We start from the raw sequence: 17636 nt of genomic DNA, 5'->3' as shown, positions 1-17636 counted from the left end.
TTTTCTAGCATAATAAGAAGATAAGAGTGGTCGAGAAGTGAGGGATAGCAGGTAATGGTGGAGAATAAAAAAATTTTATTATGTGTTACTGGAGGAATTGCCGTTTATAAGGCTGCAGCTTTAACAAGTAAACTAGTTCAAGCTGGAGCACATGTGAAGGTTATATTAAGTGAATCTGCTGGAAAATTTGTTACCCCTTTAACCTTTCAGGCATTATCCCGCAATGAAGTATATACTGATACATTTGATGAAAAGAACCCCCAAGTCATTGCCCATATAGATTTGGCCGATTGGGCTGATTTAATTTTAGTTGCGCCTGCAACGGCGAATACAATTGCCAAGATCGCCGGTGGAATGGCTGATAATATGGTTACAACCACCATGCTGGCTGCAACTGCACCTGTTTGGATTGCACCTGCGATGAATGTACATATGTATGATCATCCTGCTGTGAAAAAAAACATTGCCATCTTGGCTGAGTATGGGTATCAATTCATTGAACCAAGCGAAGGTTATTTAGCCTGCGGGTATGTTGGCAAGGGACGCTTGGAGGAGCCTGAAAAAATAGTCGAATTGATCAAAAGGTTTTTTGCAGGCAGTGGCCGAAAACAGCTTGCAGGAAAAACAGTGTTGGTTACAGCAGGACCAACCAGGGAAAAAATTGATCCGGTCCGATTTATCTCCAATCACTCAACCGGAAAAATGGGATATGCCCTGGCAGAAGAGGCGAAGAGACAGGGGGCGGATGTGATTTTAGTTTCCGGCCCAGTCCAACTGGCTGCACCTGCTGGTGTAGAGCTAGTAAAGGTTGAGAGTGCGGAGGAAATGTATCATGCCGTGCTGAATCGGTATGAAGCAGCGGATGTGGTCATTAAAACAGCAGCAGTCGCTGACTATCGTCCAAAGGTCACCTTTGAACAGAAGGTGAAGAAACAGCCAGGGGATGCAACAATTGAACTCGAAAGGACAAACGATATTTTATTCGAGCTGGGCCAGCGAAAAAAGAACCAAGTGCTGGTTGGGTTTGCTGCTGAGACGGAGAATCTAGAAGAATATGCAAGAAATAAACTAACAAAGAAAAATGCCGATATGATTGTCGCAAACAATGTAAAAACAGAGGGTGCAGGTTTTGGATCAAATACAAATATTGTCACCCTTATTAAGCGTTCAGGCACGGTGACGGAAATGCCGATTATGTCAAAAGCAGATGTTGCCAAAAGAATTATCGAAGAAATTACTTCACTATTGAAGGATATGGGCAAAGATGGAAATAGCTAGTGTGATTGTGGATGTTCCGACGAAACAAACGGATCGGGCTTTCGATTATCTGATTCCGGAACAATGGCGGGGAGTTATTCAGTCGGGAATGAGGGTCATTGTTCCGTTTGGACCTAGAAATATCCAGGGATTTGTCAGCGAGTTAAAGGCAGAGTCAGAATTTAAGAAGTTAAGAGAGATCATAGAGCCAATGGATTTAGAGCCCGTTTTAAACCCTGAATTATTGGAGCTTGGCTCCTGGCTAACTGAAAATACACTCTGTTTTAAAATTTTTGCATATCAAGTGATGCTCCCAGCCGCATTAAAAGCTAAATACGAAAAAAAGGTGAAGCTTGCCTCCCAATTCACAGCGGACGATTTGCCATTGCCGCTGCAACCATATTTTAAACACGCTGATTCCCTTAATTGGGAAGACGCTTTAAAAAATAATATAGTCCCACAGCTACAAAGAGAAGCAGCCAAAGGACATCTTGAAGCGCTTTATTATGTCAAGGAACGTGTCAAGAAAAGACAGAGAAAATATGTCCGCCCCGCTGTAACACGAGATAAATTAATAGAAGAAATAGAGCGCATGCCGGTAAATGCGGAAAAGCAAAGGCAAATATTACAGTATTTTTCCGATAACTACCAGGAGATTGAAGTAAAGAAGCTGGTATCAGACGTACAAACATCCACTTCAACCGTTAAATCCCTTATTGGAAAAAAGCTGCTGACAGAATTCAATATGGAGGTTTATCGGGATCCGTTCGAAAATCGAACATTCGAACGAACGAAGCCATTACCTTTAACGGAGGCACAGCAATCCGCAATCGGACCTATTCTTAATGCAATTGAACAGGATCAACATGAGGTGTTTTTACTTTATGGTGTCACGGGAAGCGGAAAGACGGAAATCTATTTACAATCAATCCAAGAGGTAATTGAAAAAGGTCAGGAAGCCATTGTTCTGGTGCCGGAAATTTCGCTTACGCCGCAGATGGTCAATCGTTTTAAAGGAAGATTTGGAGACTTAGTGGCTGTATTGCACAGCGGCTTGTCAGCGGGGAAAAATATGATGAATGGCGGAAAATTCAGCGCAAGGAAGTAAAAGTCGCGGTAGGAGCCAGGTCTGCGATTTTTGCTCCCTTCGAGAATATCGGCATCATTATTATCGATGAGGAACATGAAACAAGTTATAAGCAAGAAGAAATGCCCCGCTATCATGCAAAAGATGTGGCGGTTGAACGGGCGATTACCTATAACTGTCCCGTAGTACTTGGCAGTGCCACCCCATCGCTTGAGTCATTTGCCAGAGCACAAAAAGAGGTGTACCATCTATTATCACTGCCGAACCGGATGAATAATCAGGCCCTGCCTTCCGTGGAGATTATTGATATGCGAGAGGAGCTCCGTGAAGGAAATCGCTCCATGTTTTCGCGGAAGCTGTTTGAAATGTTAAAAGATCGAATTGAGAAAAAACAGCAGTCGGTTTTATTCCTGAATAAGCGCGGCCACTCCTCCTTTGTGATGTGCAGAGATTGTGGTTACGTAGTGAATTGCCCGAACTGTGACATCTCACTTACCTATCACCGTATAAATGAACAGATGAAATGCCATTATTGCGGTTATGAAAACATTGTCCCGAAGCATTGCCCTGAGTGTAACAGCGAATATATCCGCTATTTTGGAACAGGAACGCAAAAGGTGGAGGAAGAGCTGGGGAAAATTCTCCCGGAGGCTAGAGTGATTCGAATGGATGTTGATACAACAGGACGTAAGGGCTCGCACGAAAGATTATTAACTGATTTTAAGGATGGAAAAGCAGATATATTATTGGGGACGCAAATGATCGCTAAGGGACTGGATTTCCCAAACATTACGTTGGTGGGAGTGCTTTCGGCTGACACGATGCTTCATTTACCTGATTTCCGGGCATCTGAGAAAACCTTTCAATTATTGACACAAGTCTCAGGCAGAGCGGGGCGTCACCAACTGCCGGGAGAGGTTATCATTCAAACGTACACACCGGAGCATTATAGTATTGAACTTGCCGGTCATCATGATTATGATCAATTTTATCAGCGGGAAATGATGATGCGAAAAACGCATCATTATCCACCATTCTATTATCTATCTTTAATTACGGTTAGTCATGAGGATCTTATTAAGGTCGTGTCGGCTACCGAGAAAATTGTCAGCTATGTCCGTACACAGGTCTCAAATAGGGCAGTAGTATTGGGACCCGCTGCCTCACCAATCCCTAGGATTAATAATAGATATCGCTACCAATGTCTGATAAAATACAAACGGGAACCGAACCTGACAAAGACATTAAAGACAATCCTTGATCAATATCAAAAGGATACGAAAAGTGGTTTGCAGGTTTCCATCGACGTAAATCCATTTATTTTAATGTAATTTCATAATGATCAAGCTGTATAAAAGGTTATGATTACAATTTTTGGGTGAAAATAATAAGATAAAAATAAAAAATTACGCAGCTAACTAGTATTGGCATAATGGAGGAACAGATTTGGCGATCAGAAAAATAGTCATATACCCTGCTGAGATTCTCGAACAGACTTGTAAGGCAGTGGTAAAATTTGATAGAAAGCTTGCAAAAATTCTCGATGATATGTACGACACAATGATTGAATATGATGGGGTAGGGCTTGCTGCCCCGCAAATCGGACTGGATGCACGTATTGCCATCGTGGATATAGATGATGAACACGGAACAATTGAAATGATGAATCCCCGTATTTTAGAATCATCAGGGGAACAAACTGGACCGGAAGGATGTTTAAGTTTTCCTGATCTTTTTGGTGAAGTAACACGCCCCGATTTTGTAAAAATAGAAGCCTTTGATCGGAAAGGGCGAAAATATTCCCTCGAAGCGGAAGGATTCTTGGCCAGAGCGATTCAGCATGAAATAGATCATCTTGATGGGGTTTTATTTACTGCCAAAGTATCAAGATACCTAGAGGAAGATGAGTTAAAAGGAGTAGAAAGTGAATGACGAAAATTGTTTTTATGGGAACCCCTGATTTTTCCGTACCTGTGTTACGGCAAATTATTGATGATGGCTATGAGGTCATTGGCGTCGTAACCCAGCCTGACAGACCGGTAGGAAGAAAAAAAGTGTTAACACCGCCGCCGGTAAAAGTGGAGGCAATGAAACATGGGATCCCCGTCTTTCAGCCTGAAAAAATCCGCCAAGAAGAAGAGCTTGCGAAAATCCTTTCATTACAGCCGGATTTAATTATTACTGCCGCATTCGGGCAAATTTTGCCAAAAAGGCTGTTGGATGCACCTAAATTCGGCTGCATAAATGTTCACGCTTCTCTTTTGCCGGAGCTGCGCGGGGGTGCTCCAATCCATTACGCTATCATGCAAGGAAAAGAGAAAACCGGTGTCACCATCATGTATATGGTAGAAAAATTAGATGCAGGTGATATGTTAACAAGTGTGGAAATACCCATTACCGAAGATGATAATGTTGGTTCACTTCATGAAAAGTTAAGTGCAGCCGGGTCAAAATTATTATCAGAAACCTTACCGCAGTTATTGGCTGGCCGTCTGACACCAATCCCGCAAGATGAAGCTAAAGCAACATTTGCAGCCAATATTAAGCGTGAGCAGGAAAAGATTATCTGGGAGAAAACCGGGGAAGAAATCTATAACCAGATTCGCGGGTTAAACCCATGGCCCGTTGCGTTTACGACGATGGAGGGTCAGGTCATCAAAATATGGCAGGCTGAAAAGACCGCTGGATCAAAGGGGCAGGAGCCGGGAACCATTTTAAGGATAGAATCAGATGGGTTTACGGTGAACACCGGTAATGAAACGGCCATTAAAATCATCGAGCTCCAGCCGTCCGGGAAAACTAAAATGCTGAGTGAACAATATTTACGTGGTGCAGGTTCAAAAATTTTAGCTGGCAGCAGGCTGGGAGAATAACATGACTTCAACAAAAAAAAACGTACGTGCCATTGCTATGGATCTGCTCGTACAGATTGAGAAAAACCAATCGTACAGCAATTTGCTCTTAAACAACGTAATAGAAAAAAATGAATTGTCCCCAATTGATGTAGGCTTACTGACAGAATTAACATATGGAACACTGCAAAGACGAATGGCCTTGGACTTCTATTTAAAGCCATTTCTTAAAGATAATAAGAAACTAGCGAATTGGATACACCATTTACTAAGGCTCACACTATATCAAATGGTATATCTTGACCGGATTCCAGACCGGGCAGCCATTTACGAAGCGGTGGAAATTGCCAAAATCCGCGGACATAAGGGAATTGCAAGTTTGGTAAACGGTGTATTAAGAAGCATTCAAAGAGAAGGACTTCCTTTGATGAGTGAGGTATCGGATCCGAACGAGAGATTATCCCTTGAAACGAGTCACCCTTTATGGCTAGTGACCAGATGGGTGAAACAATTCGGATTTGAGAAGACGAAAGAAATGTGTGAAGTAAACTTAACAGCACCAATGCAAACTGCCAGGGTGAATCTCACAAAGATTTCAAGAGATGAATGTGTGGCGATTTTAGAAGAAGATGGTTATCAAATTGAAAAAAGTCCCATCATTCCTGAGGCAATTAGGTCATTAAAGGGGAACTTAGCTTCAACGATTGCCTTTAAATATGGAATGTTAACGATACAAGATGAAAGTTCGATGCTTGCCGCCTATGCATTAGGTGCAAAGGAAGGCAAATTTGTTTTGGATGCTTGTGCAGCTCCTGGAGGGAAAAGCACGCATATTGCTGAAAAAATGCAAAATACGGGTGAAGTGATTTCCGTTGACCTTCATCAGCACAAAGTGAAATTAATCAACGATAATGCCCGGCGTTTAGGGTTATCGAATATAAAAACAAATGTATCTGATTCAAGACTTATACAGGAAAAGTTCAAAGATGAATCATTCAATCGAATTCTGCTCGACGCCCCTTGTTCAGGCCTTGGTGTAATGCGAAGAAAACCTGACATGAAGTACACAAAAACAGAGCAGGATGTAGAGCGGCTAAGCGTTATTCAACAAGACCTGTTGAATTCTGTTGCCCCATTATTAAAAAAGGGCGGTATTCTTGTCTATAGTACGTGTACAGTTGATAAACAAGAAAATGAACAGACAGTAAAGAAATTTTTAGAAAATCATCCTGAGTACGAAGGGGATGTATCCTTCAAGCAGCGAATGCCAGAAGCAATTCAACCATTAGTAACAGGTTATGACCTGCAAATATTCCCGCAGGATTTAGGCTCAGACGGATTTTATATAGCAGCAATAAGAAAGAAGGTGTGACAGTTGGAACAAACAAATACAACTGAGAAAAACACAACAATAGAGAAAAAACTACGTTCAATTTATTCCCTGGAGTTACACGAACTTAAGGAGTGGCTGGGGGAGAATGGTGAAAAACCATTCCGTGCAGAGCAAATTTACGATTGGTTGTACAAAAAAAGAATTACTTCATTTGAAGACATGAGCAACCTATCTAAAGGTTTGAGGGAAAAGCTCGAATTACATTTTCAAATTACCACATTAAATACGATTATCCAACAAACATCTGCTGATGGTACAATTAAATTTTTATTCGAGCTGCAGGATGGGTATTCGATTGAAACAGTGCTGATGCGGCATGATTATGGAAATTCCATTTGTGTAACAACCCAGGTTGGCTGCCGGATTGGCTGTACCTTCTGTGCTTCCACTTTAGGGGGGCTGAAAAGACATCTGGAAGCAGGCGAAATTGTTGCACAAGTAGTTAAGGTTCAACAAGCGCTTGATGTAACAGATGAGCGGGTTGACTCGGTAGTAATCATGGGTATTGGTGAGCCATTTGATAACTATGAAAACATGCTGGCATTTTTAAAAATCATCAATCACGACAAAGCGTTAAATATTGGAGCACGCCATATTACGGTTTCTACAAGCGGTATTGTTCCGAAAATATATCAATTTGCTGATGAAAATACGCAAATCAATTTTGCCATATCACTTCACGCACCAAATACGGAACTGCGATCAAGATTAATGCCAATTAATAAAGCCTATAAACTAGATGACTTAATGAAGGCAGTGCGATATTATATCGATAAGACAGGTCGTAGAATCAGCTTTGAATATGGTCTGTTTGGAAATGTAAATGATTCAATCGAGCATGCGGAAGAGTTGGCAGAACTGCTGAAAGGCCTCAAATGTCATGTGAATTTGATCCCGGTTAATTATGTTCCAGAACGGGATTACGTGCGTACACCAAAAGACAAAATTTTTGCCTTCGAAAAAACATTGAAAAAACGTGGAATTAATGTGACCATTCGCCGAGAACAGGGTCATGATATTGATGCAGCATGTGGACAACTTCGTGCGAAGGAGCGAAAAGAAGAGACGAGGTGAAGGGATGAAAGCGGTATTTCAAACAGACCGAGGGAAAGTCCGTCTTCATAATGAAGATGCCGGCGGTGTATTTCCCAATCAGGACGGTAACCGCCTAGCCATTGTTGCTGATGGCATGGGCGGTCACCGTGCAGGTGATGTAGCAAGTGATATGACATTGACTCATTTAAAAAATCAATGGGAAGCTTCTACGGGAGTTGTTACGGCGGAAGAGGTGGAGGAGTGGCTTAAACACCAAATAACAAAGGTGAATCAATTATTATTGGAACATGCCACAACCCACTCAGAATGTGATGGCATGGGGACGACTGTTGTCGCCGCCATTACGACGGACCGATTTGCAACGATTGCGAATATCGGCGATAGCCGCGGGTATTTATTAAATGAATCAGGCTTCAAACAAATTACTGAAGACCATTCACTTGTCAATGAACTGGTAAGGTCAGGACAGATTTCTAAAGAAGATGCCGAGCATCACCCAAGGAAAAACGTTTTACTGAGGGCCTTAGGAACAGAAAAAACGGTGGAAGTGGATATTAAAACCATTATTTTTGAAGAAGGTGACATCCTATTATTGTGTTCTGATGGGCTTTCTAACAAAGTCACTGAAAAAGAAATGATGGAGATTCTCTTAAATGAAGATAGCTTAGAGCAAAAGGCAGGTTCCCTTATCTCATTAGCAAATGAAAATGGCGGAGAGGACAACATTACACTGGCGATTGTAGCGTTTTCTGATGTCAGCGAGGGTGATGTATAGATGATGATTGGGAAAAGATTAAGCGGCCGCTATAAAATACTAGATATGATTGGCGGAGGCGGCATGGCCAATGTCTACCTTGCACATGACATGATTCTTGACCGCGATGTAGCAGTAAAAATGCTTCGCCTGGATTTTGCAAATGATGAAGAGTTCATCCGTAGATTTCATAGGGAAGCACAATCAGCAACAAGTCTCGCACATCCCAATATCGTTAATATATTTGATGTTGGTGAGGAAAATGATCTTTATTATATTGTCATGGAATTTGTCGATGGCCAAACCCTAAAACAGTACATACAGCAGAATTCCCCATTAAAAGTGGAAGATTCAATTGGTATTATGAGGCAGCTAACTTCAGCTATTTCACATGCCCATCAAAACCAAATTATCCATCGCGACATAAAGCCGCATAATATCTTGGTCGACCATGATGGTAATGTGAAAATTACTGACTTTGGAATTGCTATGGCTTTAAGTGCTACAAGTATTACCCAAACCAATTCTGTCCTGGGCTCTGTGCATTATTTATCACCAGAGCAAGCTAGAGGCGGAATGGCAAATAGGAAGTCTGATATTTATTCTTTAGGAATTGTGATGTTCGAGTTATTGACCGGAAGGCTGCCTTTTTCAGGGGAGTCAGCAGTGTCTATAGCCTTGAAACATCTCCAATCGGAAACTCCTTCTCTAAGAAGATGGAACCCTGCTATTCCTCAAAGTGTTGAAAATATTGTTCTTAAGGCTACCGCCAAAGATCCATTTCATCGGTATAATAGTGTGGAGGAAATGGAAGAAGATTTACGGACAGCTCTAGATCCGGAACGACTGGATGAACCTAGGTTTGCCCTCCCAATCGATAATGAGGCGACCAAGGCAATCCCTGTTATTACCGATAACCAGCCATTTAAAAATCTGGATGAAACATTAGTTCATAGTAATGAAAAGCCTTCAGCTAACGCGAAAGAAAAGGGTAAAAAGGGGAAAACGAAGAAAAAAAGAAAAAAATGGCCTATAGTCTTACTATCTACCTTCCTAGTACTTGTTATTCTTGGAATGTTATCTTTTGCCTTCTTACCAGGATTATTGTCTGCCAAAGAAGTAAGAATCCCGGATATTAGCGGAATGAATGAAGATGATGCTATTTCCAAGCTGAAGCTAAAAGGAATAGCGGTCGGGAAAAAAGTTAAGATGACGGATGAGAGAGTAAAAAAGGGAAGTGTAATTAAGACGATCCCGGAAATTGGCACACCCGTAAAAGAGAATACCAAAATTACCCTCTATATCAGTACAGGAAAAGAAAAATATGAACTTTCTGACTATGTAGGCCGGCAGTATGAAGATGTCCTAAGGCTGCTTGATAATCAGAATTTTAAAGATATAAAAAAATCCGAAATAACTGATGACAGTGACCCTGGAACTATCATTGAACAAACTCCAGCTGGGGGAAAAAAGGTAGTACCGGAAGAAACTGTTTTAGAGTTTAAAGTCAGTAAAGGACCGGAAAAAATTGTTTTAAAGGACTTAACCCAATATACTTTAAAAAGTGCGCAGGATTATGCGTCATTAGTCGGGCTTAATTTAGATGCCTCACAAGAACAATATCATGATACAATTCCGGCTGGAATGGTCATTTCCCAATCACCTGAGAAAGACACAGTCATGAAAAAGGGCGACAAGGTTACGGTCATCATTTCAAAAGGAATAGAGCAAAAACCACCTAGAGAGTTAATTATAGAACTGACCATTCCATATGAACCAGCTGTTCCAGGAGAACCAGGTCAAAAACAATCGGTTGCAATCCTGATTGAGGATATGGAACACAGTATGACAGAACCAGCTGAAACCTTTTATATTACAGAAAACACGAAGAAAGAAATTAAATTATTAATCCCCTATGATGGAAAAGCGGGATACAAGGTTTTACGTGATGACAAGGTGATTATTGATGAGACGAAATACTATTCCGAGTCTCAATAATAAAATGGCTGGAATTCGTTCAGACTTTAAAGGGGTAAATGGTTGAGTTGGTAAGTAAATGGGCAAGGAGTGTGGCTATGCCTGAAGGGAAAATTGTCAAAGCATTAAGCGGTTTTTATTATGTTTTACATGATGAAAGCATAATCCAATGTCGCGGAAGAGGCGTTTTTCGAAAGAACAAAATAACCCCGCTTGTCGGGGATGAAGTGGTTTTTCAGGCTGAAAATGATTTGGAAGGTTACATTCTCGAAGTGAAAAAACGTAAAAATGAATTAATTCGGCCGCCGATTGCGAACGTCGATCAGGCTATCCTTGTATTTTCAGCAGTGGAGCCAGACTTCAGCACGGTTTTATTGGATCGTTTTCTGGTGTTGGTCGAATTTAATCATATTGAACCATTAATCTGTATTACCAAGATGGACCTGACAAATCATGTGCAAACCCAGAAAATTTCAGAGTATGCAGAGCAATACAAAAGAGCGGGTTATGAAGTGATTCTCACTTCTTCAGAAACAGAAGTCGGTATTGAGCGTTTAAGTCCGCATATTGAAAATAAGATTTCTGTCTTTGCCGGGCAATCAGGTGTAGGAAAGTCCTCCCTGCTAAATGTTTTAAGGCCGGATCTCGAATTAAAAACAAATGATATTTCTTCCCATCTTGGAAGAGGAAAGCACACGACCAGACATGTAGAACTTATTAAGATTGGAAATGGACTTATTGCTGATACACCAGGCTTCAGTTCATTAGAATTCACAAACATTGAAACGGAAGACTTAACATTTTGTTTTCCGGAATTACAAGAGGCGAGTAAGAACTGTAAATTTCGTGGCTGCTTACATGTAACTGAGCCAAAATGCGGTGTGAAAGAGGCAGTTGATGCTGGTGAAATTCCAGCCTATCGGTATGAACATTATGTAGATTTTCTGCAGGAAATTAAAGATAGAAAGCCGAGGTATTAAAAAATGGTGAAAATTGCACCTTCGATACTTTCAGCCGATTTTTCAAAATTGGGGGAAGAGATTTTAGCTGTTGAAAAAGGGGGAGCGGACTACATCCATATTGATGTCATGGACGGTCATTTTGTTCCTAATATTACAATTGGACCACTTATTGTTGAGGCGATTCGTCCGTTGACAAAGCTTCCGCTGGATGTGCACTTAATGATTGAAAACCCAGATCAATATATTGAGGCCTTTGTAAAAGCAGGGGCCGATTATATTACTGTACACGTGGAGGCATGCCGGCATCTTCACCGCACAATTCAAAATATCAAATCTTTCGGTATTAAAGCGGGTGTGGTTTTAAATCCGGCCACTCCAGTGGAAACAATTCAACATATAATCGGGGATATTGATATGGTGTTATTAATGTCAGTCAATCCTGGTTTTGGAGGACAAGCATTCATTCCCGAGATCCTTCCAAAAATAAGAAAAGTAAAAGAAATGGCTGAACAAAAAGGAATAAATCTAGAGATTGAAATTGATGGCGGTGTGAATCCAGAAACGGCAAAACAGTGTAAGGAAGCAGGTGCAAATGTACTTGTTGCAGGCTCCGCAATTTATAACCAACCAGATTATGCGAAGGCCATTTCGCTAATTAGAGGGTAAGGCCGGCTATTTCAGCTGGCTTTTTCTTATTTCGCTCAAAAGGAGAATGTCTAATGATAATAAATATACTTGCCGGGGGGCCTGAAGAACTGCTGCCAGATTTGATAGACTTTACAGAGGAAAATGCCATCTGGGTTGGGGTTGACCGTGGCGTATTTCATCTGTTAACAAGAAATATTATTCCTGACATTGCCTTCGGAGATTTCGATTCAGTCTCTCCAGAGGAATTACTGTTCATTGAAAGCCAAGTATCAGAATTAAAGCGATATAATCCGGAAAAGGATGAAACGGATATGGAGCTTGCCCTTAATTGGGCATTGGAGCAAAAACCATCGATTGTTCGTTTGTTCGGGGCGACTGGAGGCAGGCTTGATCATTTATTTGCAAATGTGCATCTTTTGTTGAATCCACTCAAAGAAAAACACCCGGCTGATGTCTATTTAATTGATCGTCATAACATCGTCTTTTTGAAGGAACCAGGCAGTTATTTCATTGAAAAAATGAAATCAAAAAAATATATATCCTTTGTGCCCTTAACACTTGATGTGAGTGGAATCACCTTAAACGGCTTTAAATTTCCACTTAAAAATCAGCATATTTCACTCGGGTCTACACTATGTATTAGTAATGAACTTATTAATGATTATGGTACTTTTTCATTTTCAGAAGGCATATTAATAGTGATAAGAAGTCACGATTAATAGGCGTTACTAATTGGTACTGATTTCGTTCGCCTGAATAAAATGGATAGCGTACGAAAAAGGTAAGTGGAATATGCTGGGGAGATTTGTGAGGAGGGACAGTATGAAATTTTATACGATTAAACTGCCAAAGTTTTTAGGCGGACTTGTCCGGGCAATGATTGGTGCATTTAAGAAAAACGAATAGAAGAAGAAATCGTATGGCACCCGTTACCATTTGGGTGCTTTTTATTTTTGGTTCGTTGGGGGATAATAAAAAAGAAAGAGCACCCCAACAAGGGTGCCCTGGTCTTTATTATACGCGCTCTACTTTACCGGCTCTTAACGCTCTTGCAGAAACCCAAACACGCTTAGGCTTTCCATCAACAAGAATTCGTACTTTTTGTAGGTTAGCACCCCATGTACGCTTATTAGCGTTCATAGCGTGAGAACGTGCGTTACCAGTAGTGGTTTTCTTTCCAGTTACTACACATTTACGTGGCATAATGATTTCCCTCCTTAACTACCAAAAGCTTATACAGCAATCCTAAATTTCATCTGCTTGAGATACCTTAATAATTTACCATACAACGTTTATGAATGCAATACTTGTCTATAAACCTTTCAAGAAAAAAACCTTGACATGCAAGTATGACTTTCAATATTGGATTGACTATAGTAAAATGACAATAGTCAAGGAGCAATTTTCCAAAGGGGGAACGATTCATGTCCATTGAATTAAAAACAAAGTACGGACAAATTGATATTTCAAATGAAGTAATTGCGACGATTGCTGGTGGAGCGGCAATCGAATGTTACGGAATCGTCGGTATGGCCTCTAAAAATCAAATTAAAGATGGTATTACGGAAATACTACGAAAAGAAAACTTCACTCGCGGCGTGATCGTGCGCCAGGAAAATGAAGCATTACATATTGATATGTATATTATTGTCAGCTATGGAACGAAAATTTCCGAAATTGCCCACAACGTGCAATCAAAGGTTAAATACACCCTCGATAAGACAGTTGGACTTGCCGTTGACTCGGTCAATATTTACGTTCAGGGAGTTCGTGTGACGAACCCGTAGTGAGGAGGAAAGTTTGTGTCAATAACAGCATTAGATGGAAAACGTTTTGCCGAGATGGTAATTCAAGGTGCAAATCATTTGGCTGCAAATGCAAAAATGGTTGATGCGTTAAACGTTTTTCCTGTGCCCGACGGTGATACTGGAACAAATATGAATTTATCAATGACCTCTGGGGCGAAGGAAGTAAAGAATAACATTCAAGAAAATATAGGTAAAGTGGGAGTAGCTCTTTCAAAAGGCTTGCTTATGGGAGCACGAGGAAATTCAGGGGTTATTCTCTCCCAGTTATTCCGTGGCTTTTCCAAGGCTGTAGAATCGAAGGCGAACATTTCCGGAAAAGACTTTGCCGGGGCCTTGGAAGCAGGGGTTGAAACCGCTTATAAAGCTGTCATGAAACCTGTCGAAGGAACGATTTTAACTGTAGCAAAAGATTCTGCCAAGAAGGGTGTTCAGGCTGCTGAACTATCAGACGATATTATTGTCATTATGGAAGAAGTCCTAAAGGAAGCGAAGGCATCCCTTAAGCGTACGCCCGATCTGCTGCCGGTTTTAAAGGAAGTTGGCGTAGTTGACAGCGGCGGTCAAGGACTTGTATTTGTCTATGAAGGCTTTCTTGCTGTATTAAAAGGAGAGGAGCTTCCTGAATCATCAGACCTGCTTCCTTCCATGTCGGAATTGGTAAGTGCTGAACACCATAAAAGTGTTCAAAGTCATATCAATACGGAAGATATAGAGTTTGGCTATTGCACAGAATTCATGGTTAGATTTGAACGGGAAAAGACAGTGGAACATCCATTCGATGAAGGCGTATTTCGGAATGATCTCAGTCAATTAGGCGACTCATTATTGGTTATTGCGGATGAAGATGTGGTCAAGGTTCATATTCACTCCGAACAGCCAGGAGAAGTTTTAACATACGGTCAACGTTATGGCAATTTAATTAATATGAAGATTGAAAATATGCGCCAGCAACATTCCAATATCGTCGGAGAATCACAATCAGTACTGATCGCCGACCGTCATGAGGCACCAAAGGAACTCCAAGAATATGGAATCGTTACGGTTTCAATGGGGTCTGGAATTGCGGAATTATTTAAAAGCATTGGCGCCCATGCCGTCATTGAAGGCGGACAAACGATGAATCCTAGTACGGAAGATATCGTGAAAGCGGTAAAAGAGGTCCATGCCAAAAAGGTCTTTATTTTACCAAATAATAAAAACATCATTATGGCAGCAGAACAGGCAAAAGATGTTTCAGAAGAAGAAATTTACGTCATTCCATCTAAAACGGTTCCACAAGGACTTTCGGCCCTGCTTGCATTCAATCCGTCAGCAGCGGTGGAAGCAAATGAAACAGCGATGAAGGAAGCATTACAGCATGTGAAAACAGGACAAATTACCTTTGCTGTCCGTGATACCTCCATTGATGGCTTAGAAATTGAGAAAGACGATTTCATGGGCATTTCTGAAGGGAAAATCGTTGTAAAAAACAAAGATAAAGGTCAAGCAGCTAAGGACCTTTTAACCGGTATGCTTGATGAGGATTCCGAAATTTTAACGATTCTCTATGGTGAAGACGTGAATGAAGCAGAGGTAAACAATCTAGTACAATTTATCGAAGAAACTTATCCTGATATAGAAATTGAAATTCATAATGGCGGCCAGCCATTGTATTCATTTATCTTTTCAATTGAATAAAGAACGGCTAAAATAGAAGGGGGGGCCTATAGGGTCACACCCTTTTTATTTGTTGAAAACCAGTTTTTCAGACTGCTTCGCAAAGGGAGAGAGTAGTGTGTTCGATAATCTAAACCAATCAGTAACGGCATTAAAAGGAATTGGGGACGAAACGGCTGAAGCCTTTGCGGAAATGAAAATTTTTACGATTCAAGATTTATTGGAATATTTTCCTTACCGCTATGAAGACTATTCGCTTAAGGACTTAACGCAAGTGCAGCACGAAGAGAAAGTGACGGTAGAGGGGAAGGTTCATAGTGAGCCTTCTCTTACCTATTATGGCAGGAGGAAATCAAAGCTTACGATTAGGCTTTTCGTCGGAAATTATTTGATTAAAGTAGTGTTTTTTAACCAACCCTATTTGAAAAATAAAATCAATATGAATGAAACCATCACAGTAACTGGCAAATGGGACGCCCATCGTCAAACCATTACAGCGAATGAAATGCAGGCAGGTCCTAACACAAAAGCTAACGATTTTGAACCAGTTTACTCGGTCAAAGGCAAAATTACGACTAGAGGAATGCGAAAATTTATTCATCTTGCTTTTGGGCAGTATGGTCATTTCCTCGAAGAAACACTTCCAGTATCTTTTTTGCAAAAATATCGTCTGCTTGGCAGGAAAAATGCCATTCAAATCATGCATTTTCCCGGCAATCCTGAAGAGGTAAAACAAGCAAGACGACGCTTTGTCTATGAGGAATTCCTATTGTTTCAATTAAAAATGCAGGCTTTAAGGAAGTTTGAACGCGAGCATTCTCCCGGAATCAAGCAAACGTATCATTTGACGAAAGTAAAGGGATTTATCAACAGCCTTCCGTTTCCGCTAACAAATGCCCAAAAAAGGGTTGTTAATGAGGTATTAGCAGAACTAAAATCACCATACCGCATGAATCGTTTATTACAAGGAGATGTAGGTTCAGGGAAAACAGTTGTCGCGGCGATTGGATTGTACGCCAGTGTGACGGCAGGCTACCAAGGGGCGCTTATGGTCCCAACGGAAATTTTGGCTGAGCAGCATGCGGATTCATTAAAAAGGTTATTAGAACCATTTAACGTGAGATGTGAGCTATTAACAAGTTCGATAAAAGGAAAACGGAGACGGGAAATCCTTCAAGAGCTTGCCGATGGAAAAGTAGATATTTTAATTGGTACACATGCCCTGATTCAGGATGAGGTTACGTTTAAAAAATGCGGTTTTGTAATAACCGATGAGCAGCATCGCTTCGGTGTAGAGCAGAGGAGAGTGCTGCGGGAAAAAGGAGAAAATCCTGATGTCCTGTTTATGACTGCAACTCCTATTCCAAGAACTCTTGCGATTACTGTTTTCGGTGAAATGGATGTCTCAATCATCGATGAGATGCCTGCAGGCAGGAAATCGATTGAAACCTATTGGGCAAAACCAGAAATGCTTGAGCGCGTTCTAGCCTTTGTCGAAAAAGAATTAAATAAGGGGCATCAGGCATATGTCATTTGCCCGTTAATAGAGGAGTCAGAGAAGCTCGATGTCCAAAATGCGATTGATGTGCATACAACACTTAGCCACTTTTTCCAAGATCGCTATCAGATAGGACTTATGCACGGCCGTTTACCGACTGAGGAAAAGGATTCGGTTATGAAGGCATTTAGTGCAAATGAAATTCAAGTTCTAGTTTCTACGACTGTTGTGGAAGTAGGGGTGAACGTACCGAATGCAACGATGATGGTGATTTATGATGCCGAGCGGTTTGGGCTTTCACAGCTGCACCAGCTGCGTGGACGAGTTGGCCGCGGTAGTGATCAATCGTATTGTATTTTACTGGCAAGTCCCAAATCAGAGGTAGGTCAGGAAAGAATGAGAATCATGACTGAAACAAATGATGGGTTTGTTTTAAGTGAAAAGGATTTGGAGCTTAGAGGACCGGGTGACTTTTTTGGAAAAAAACAAAGCGGGGTTCCGGAATTTAAGGTTGCAGATATGGTTCATGATTATCGTGCACTTGAAACAGCAAGAAGTGATGCGGCTATGCTGATTGGGTCGAGGAACTTTTGGACAGACCCTGAATATCAATACTTACGATCCAAGCTCGACGAATCAGGTGTTTTAGAAGGAGAAAAGCTGGATTAACGAGAAGCAGATAGCGGAT

15 protein-coding genes and 1 pseudogene are annotated in these 17636 nt (G+C 41.0%); 15 read left to right on the top strand and 1 reads right to left on the bottom strand.

From position 1 onward, the window contains the following. Positions 1–54: 54 nt before the first annotated feature. The 12 genes and pseudogenes from coaBC to spoVM all read left to right on the top strand — a co-directional run bounded on the left by coaBC (position 55) and on the right by spoVM (position 12892). Entirely contained in the window at positions 55–1278 is a 1224-nt protein-coding gene (gene coaBC, locus ACO1D1_RS24525) for a bifunctional phosphopantothenoylcysteine decarboxylase/phosphopantothenate--cysteine ligase CoaBC (protein ID WP_423337462.1), read from the top strand. Then, a pseudogene (priA, locus tag ACO1D1_RS24520) lies at positions 1265–3675 on the top strand (primosomal protein N'). The gene coaBC and the pseudogene priA overlap by 14 nt, the downstream one beginning before the upstream one ends. Before the next feature lie 115 nt (positions 3676–3790). Then, positions 3791–4276: a peptide deformylase gene (gene def, locus ACO1D1_RS24515; RefSeq protein WP_423337461.1), complete on the top strand. Its 486-nt coding sequence runs from the start codon at positions 3791–3793 to the stop codon at positions 4274–4276. Next, a complete protein-coding gene (fmt, locus tag ACO1D1_RS24510) occupies positions 4273–5217 on the top strand; it encodes a methionyl-tRNA formyltransferase (RefSeq protein ID WP_423337460.1) in 945 nt (314 codons plus the stop codon). Before def ends, fmt begins: the two co-directional genes overlap by 4 nt. A gap of 1 nt (position 5218) precedes the next feature. Next, on the top strand, positions 5219–6568 hold the full coding sequence (gene rsmB / locus ACO1D1_RS24505; protein WP_423337459.1) for a 16S rRNA (cytosine(967)-C(5))-methyltransferase RsmB: 1350 nt from the start codon (positions 5219–5221) through the stop codon (positions 6566–6568). A 3-nt stretch (positions 6569–6571) separates the two neighbouring features. Further along, positions 6572–7663, top strand: a complete 1092-nt coding sequence (gene rlmN / locus ACO1D1_RS24500; protein ID WP_423337458.1) for a 23S rRNA (adenine(2503)-C(2))-methyltransferase RlmN — start codon at positions 6572–6574, stop codon at positions 7661–7663. Between the two features lie 4 nt (positions 7664–7667). Continuing rightward, entirely contained in the window at positions 7668–8420 is a 753-nt protein-coding gene (locus tag ACO1D1_RS24495) for a Stp1/IreP family PP2C-type Ser/Thr phosphatase (RefSeq protein ID WP_423337457.1), read from the top strand. Beyond that, positions 8421–10397: a Stk1 family PASTA domain-containing Ser/Thr kinase gene (gene pknB / locus ACO1D1_RS24490; RefSeq protein WP_423337456.1), complete on the top strand. Its 1977-nt coding sequence runs from the start codon at positions 8421–8423 to the stop codon at positions 10395–10397. It abuts the gene before it with no gap. 77 nt (positions 10398–10474) lie between these two features. Next, on the top strand, positions 10475–11356 hold the full coding sequence (gene rsgA / locus ACO1D1_RS24485; RefSeq protein WP_423337455.1) for a ribosome small subunit-dependent GTPase A: 882 nt from the start codon (positions 10475–10477) through the stop codon (positions 11354–11356). Between the two features lie 3 nt (positions 11357–11359). Beyond that, positions 11360–12004 (top strand): ribulose-phosphate 3-epimerase, encoded by a 645-nt coding sequence (rpe, locus tag ACO1D1_RS24480; protein WP_423337454.1) that lies wholly within the window; start codon positions 11360–11362, stop codon positions 12002–12004. A 53-nt stretch (positions 12005–12057) separates the two neighbouring features. Further along, the gene (locus tag ACO1D1_RS24475) at positions 12058–12705 is read left to right on the top strand and encodes a thiamine diphosphokinase (protein ID WP_423337453.1); all 648 of its coding nucleotides are present in this window, start codon (positions 12058–12060) and stop codon (positions 12703–12705) included. Positions 12706–12808: 103 nt separating this feature from the next. After that, positions 12809–12892 (top strand): stage V sporulation protein SpoVM, encoded by an 84-nt coding sequence (gene spoVM / locus ACO1D1_RS24470; RefSeq protein WP_035445740.1) that lies wholly within the window; start codon positions 12809–12811, stop codon positions 12890–12892. Positions 12893–13000: 108 nt separating this feature from the next. Here spoVM and rpmB read toward each other — a convergent pair whose 3' ends face one another. Continuing rightward, on the bottom strand, positions 13001–13189 hold the full coding sequence (rpmB, locus tag ACO1D1_RS24465) for a 50S ribosomal protein L28 (RefSeq protein WP_149869555.1): 189 nt from the start codon (positions 13187–13189) through the stop codon (positions 13001–13003). A gap of 221 nt (positions 13190–13410) precedes the next feature. On the opposite strand from rpmB, the gene ACO1D1_RS24460 reads away from it, so the two are divergent. The 3 genes from ACO1D1_RS24460 to recG all read left to right on the top strand — a co-directional run bounded on the left by ACO1D1_RS24460 (position 13411) and on the right by recG (position 17617). Continuing rightward, on the top strand, positions 13411–13773 hold the full coding sequence (locus ACO1D1_RS24460; protein ID WP_144548976.1) for an Asp23/Gls24 family envelope stress response protein: 363 nt from the start codon (positions 13411–13413) through the stop codon (positions 13771–13773). Between the two features lie 15 nt (positions 13774–13788). Continuing rightward, entirely contained in the window at positions 13789–15471 is a 1683-nt protein-coding gene (locus ACO1D1_RS24455; RefSeq protein WP_423337452.1) for a DAK2 domain-containing protein, read from the top strand. Between the two features lie 97 nt (positions 15472–15568). After that, positions 15569–17617 carry an ATP-dependent DNA helicase RecG gene (recG, locus tag ACO1D1_RS24450; protein ID WP_423337451.1) on the top strand — a complete coding sequence of 683 codons (2049 nt, stop codon included), beginning with the start codon at positions 15569–15571 and terminating at the stop codon, positions 17615–17617. The last annotated feature ends 19 nt before the right edge of the window (positions 17618–17636 follow it).

The sequence above is a fragment of the Neobacillus sp. 19 genome, from assembly GCF_049463095.1.
Lineage (GTDB): Bacteria > Bacillota > Bacilli > Bacillales > Cytobacillaceae > Neobacillus.
The sequence above is the reverse complement of the archived record's forward strand: the minus strand, read 5'-3'. Positions and strand labels throughout refer to the sequence as shown.

Coding starts and splice junctions, on each gene's coding strand:
- spoVM (WP_035445740.1), top strand. CDS start 12,809: ATGAAATTTTATACGATTAAACTGCCAAAGTTTTTAGGCGGACTTGTC.
- fmt (WP_423337460.1), top strand. CDS start 4,273: ATGACGAAAATTGTTTTTATGGGAACCCCTGATTTTTCCGTACCTGTG.
- rpmB (WP_149869555.1), bottom strand. CDS start 13,189: ATGCCACGTAAATGTGTAGTAACTGGAAAGAAAACCACTACTGGTAAC.
- ACO1D1_RS24460 (WP_144548976.1), top strand. CDS start 13,411: ATGTCCATTGAATTAAAAACAAAGTACGGACAAATTGATATTTCAAAT.
- coaBC (WP_423337462.1), top strand. CDS start 55: ATGGTGGAGAATAAAAAAATTTTATTATGTGTTACTGGAGGAATTGCC.
- ACO1D1_RS24475 (WP_423337453.1), top strand. CDS start 12,058: ATGATAATAAATATACTTGCCGGGGGGCCTGAAGAACTGCTGCCAGAT.
- rsgA (WP_423337455.1), top strand. CDS start 10,475: ATGCCTGAAGGGAAAATTGTCAAAGCATTAAGCGGTTTTTATTATGTT.
- rpe (WP_423337454.1), top strand. CDS start 11,360: ATGGTGAAAATTGCACCTTCGATACTTTCAGCCGATTTTTCAAAATTG.
- ACO1D1_RS24495 (WP_423337457.1), top strand. CDS start 7,668: ATGAAAGCGGTATTTCAAACAGACCGAGGGAAAGTCCGTCTTCATAAT.
- rsmB (WP_423337459.1), top strand. CDS start 5,219: ATGACTTCAACAAAAAAAAACGTACGTGCCATTGCTATGGATCTGCTC.
- pknB (WP_423337456.1), top strand. CDS start 8,421: ATGATGATTGGGAAAAGATTAAGCGGCCGCTATAAAATACTAGATATG.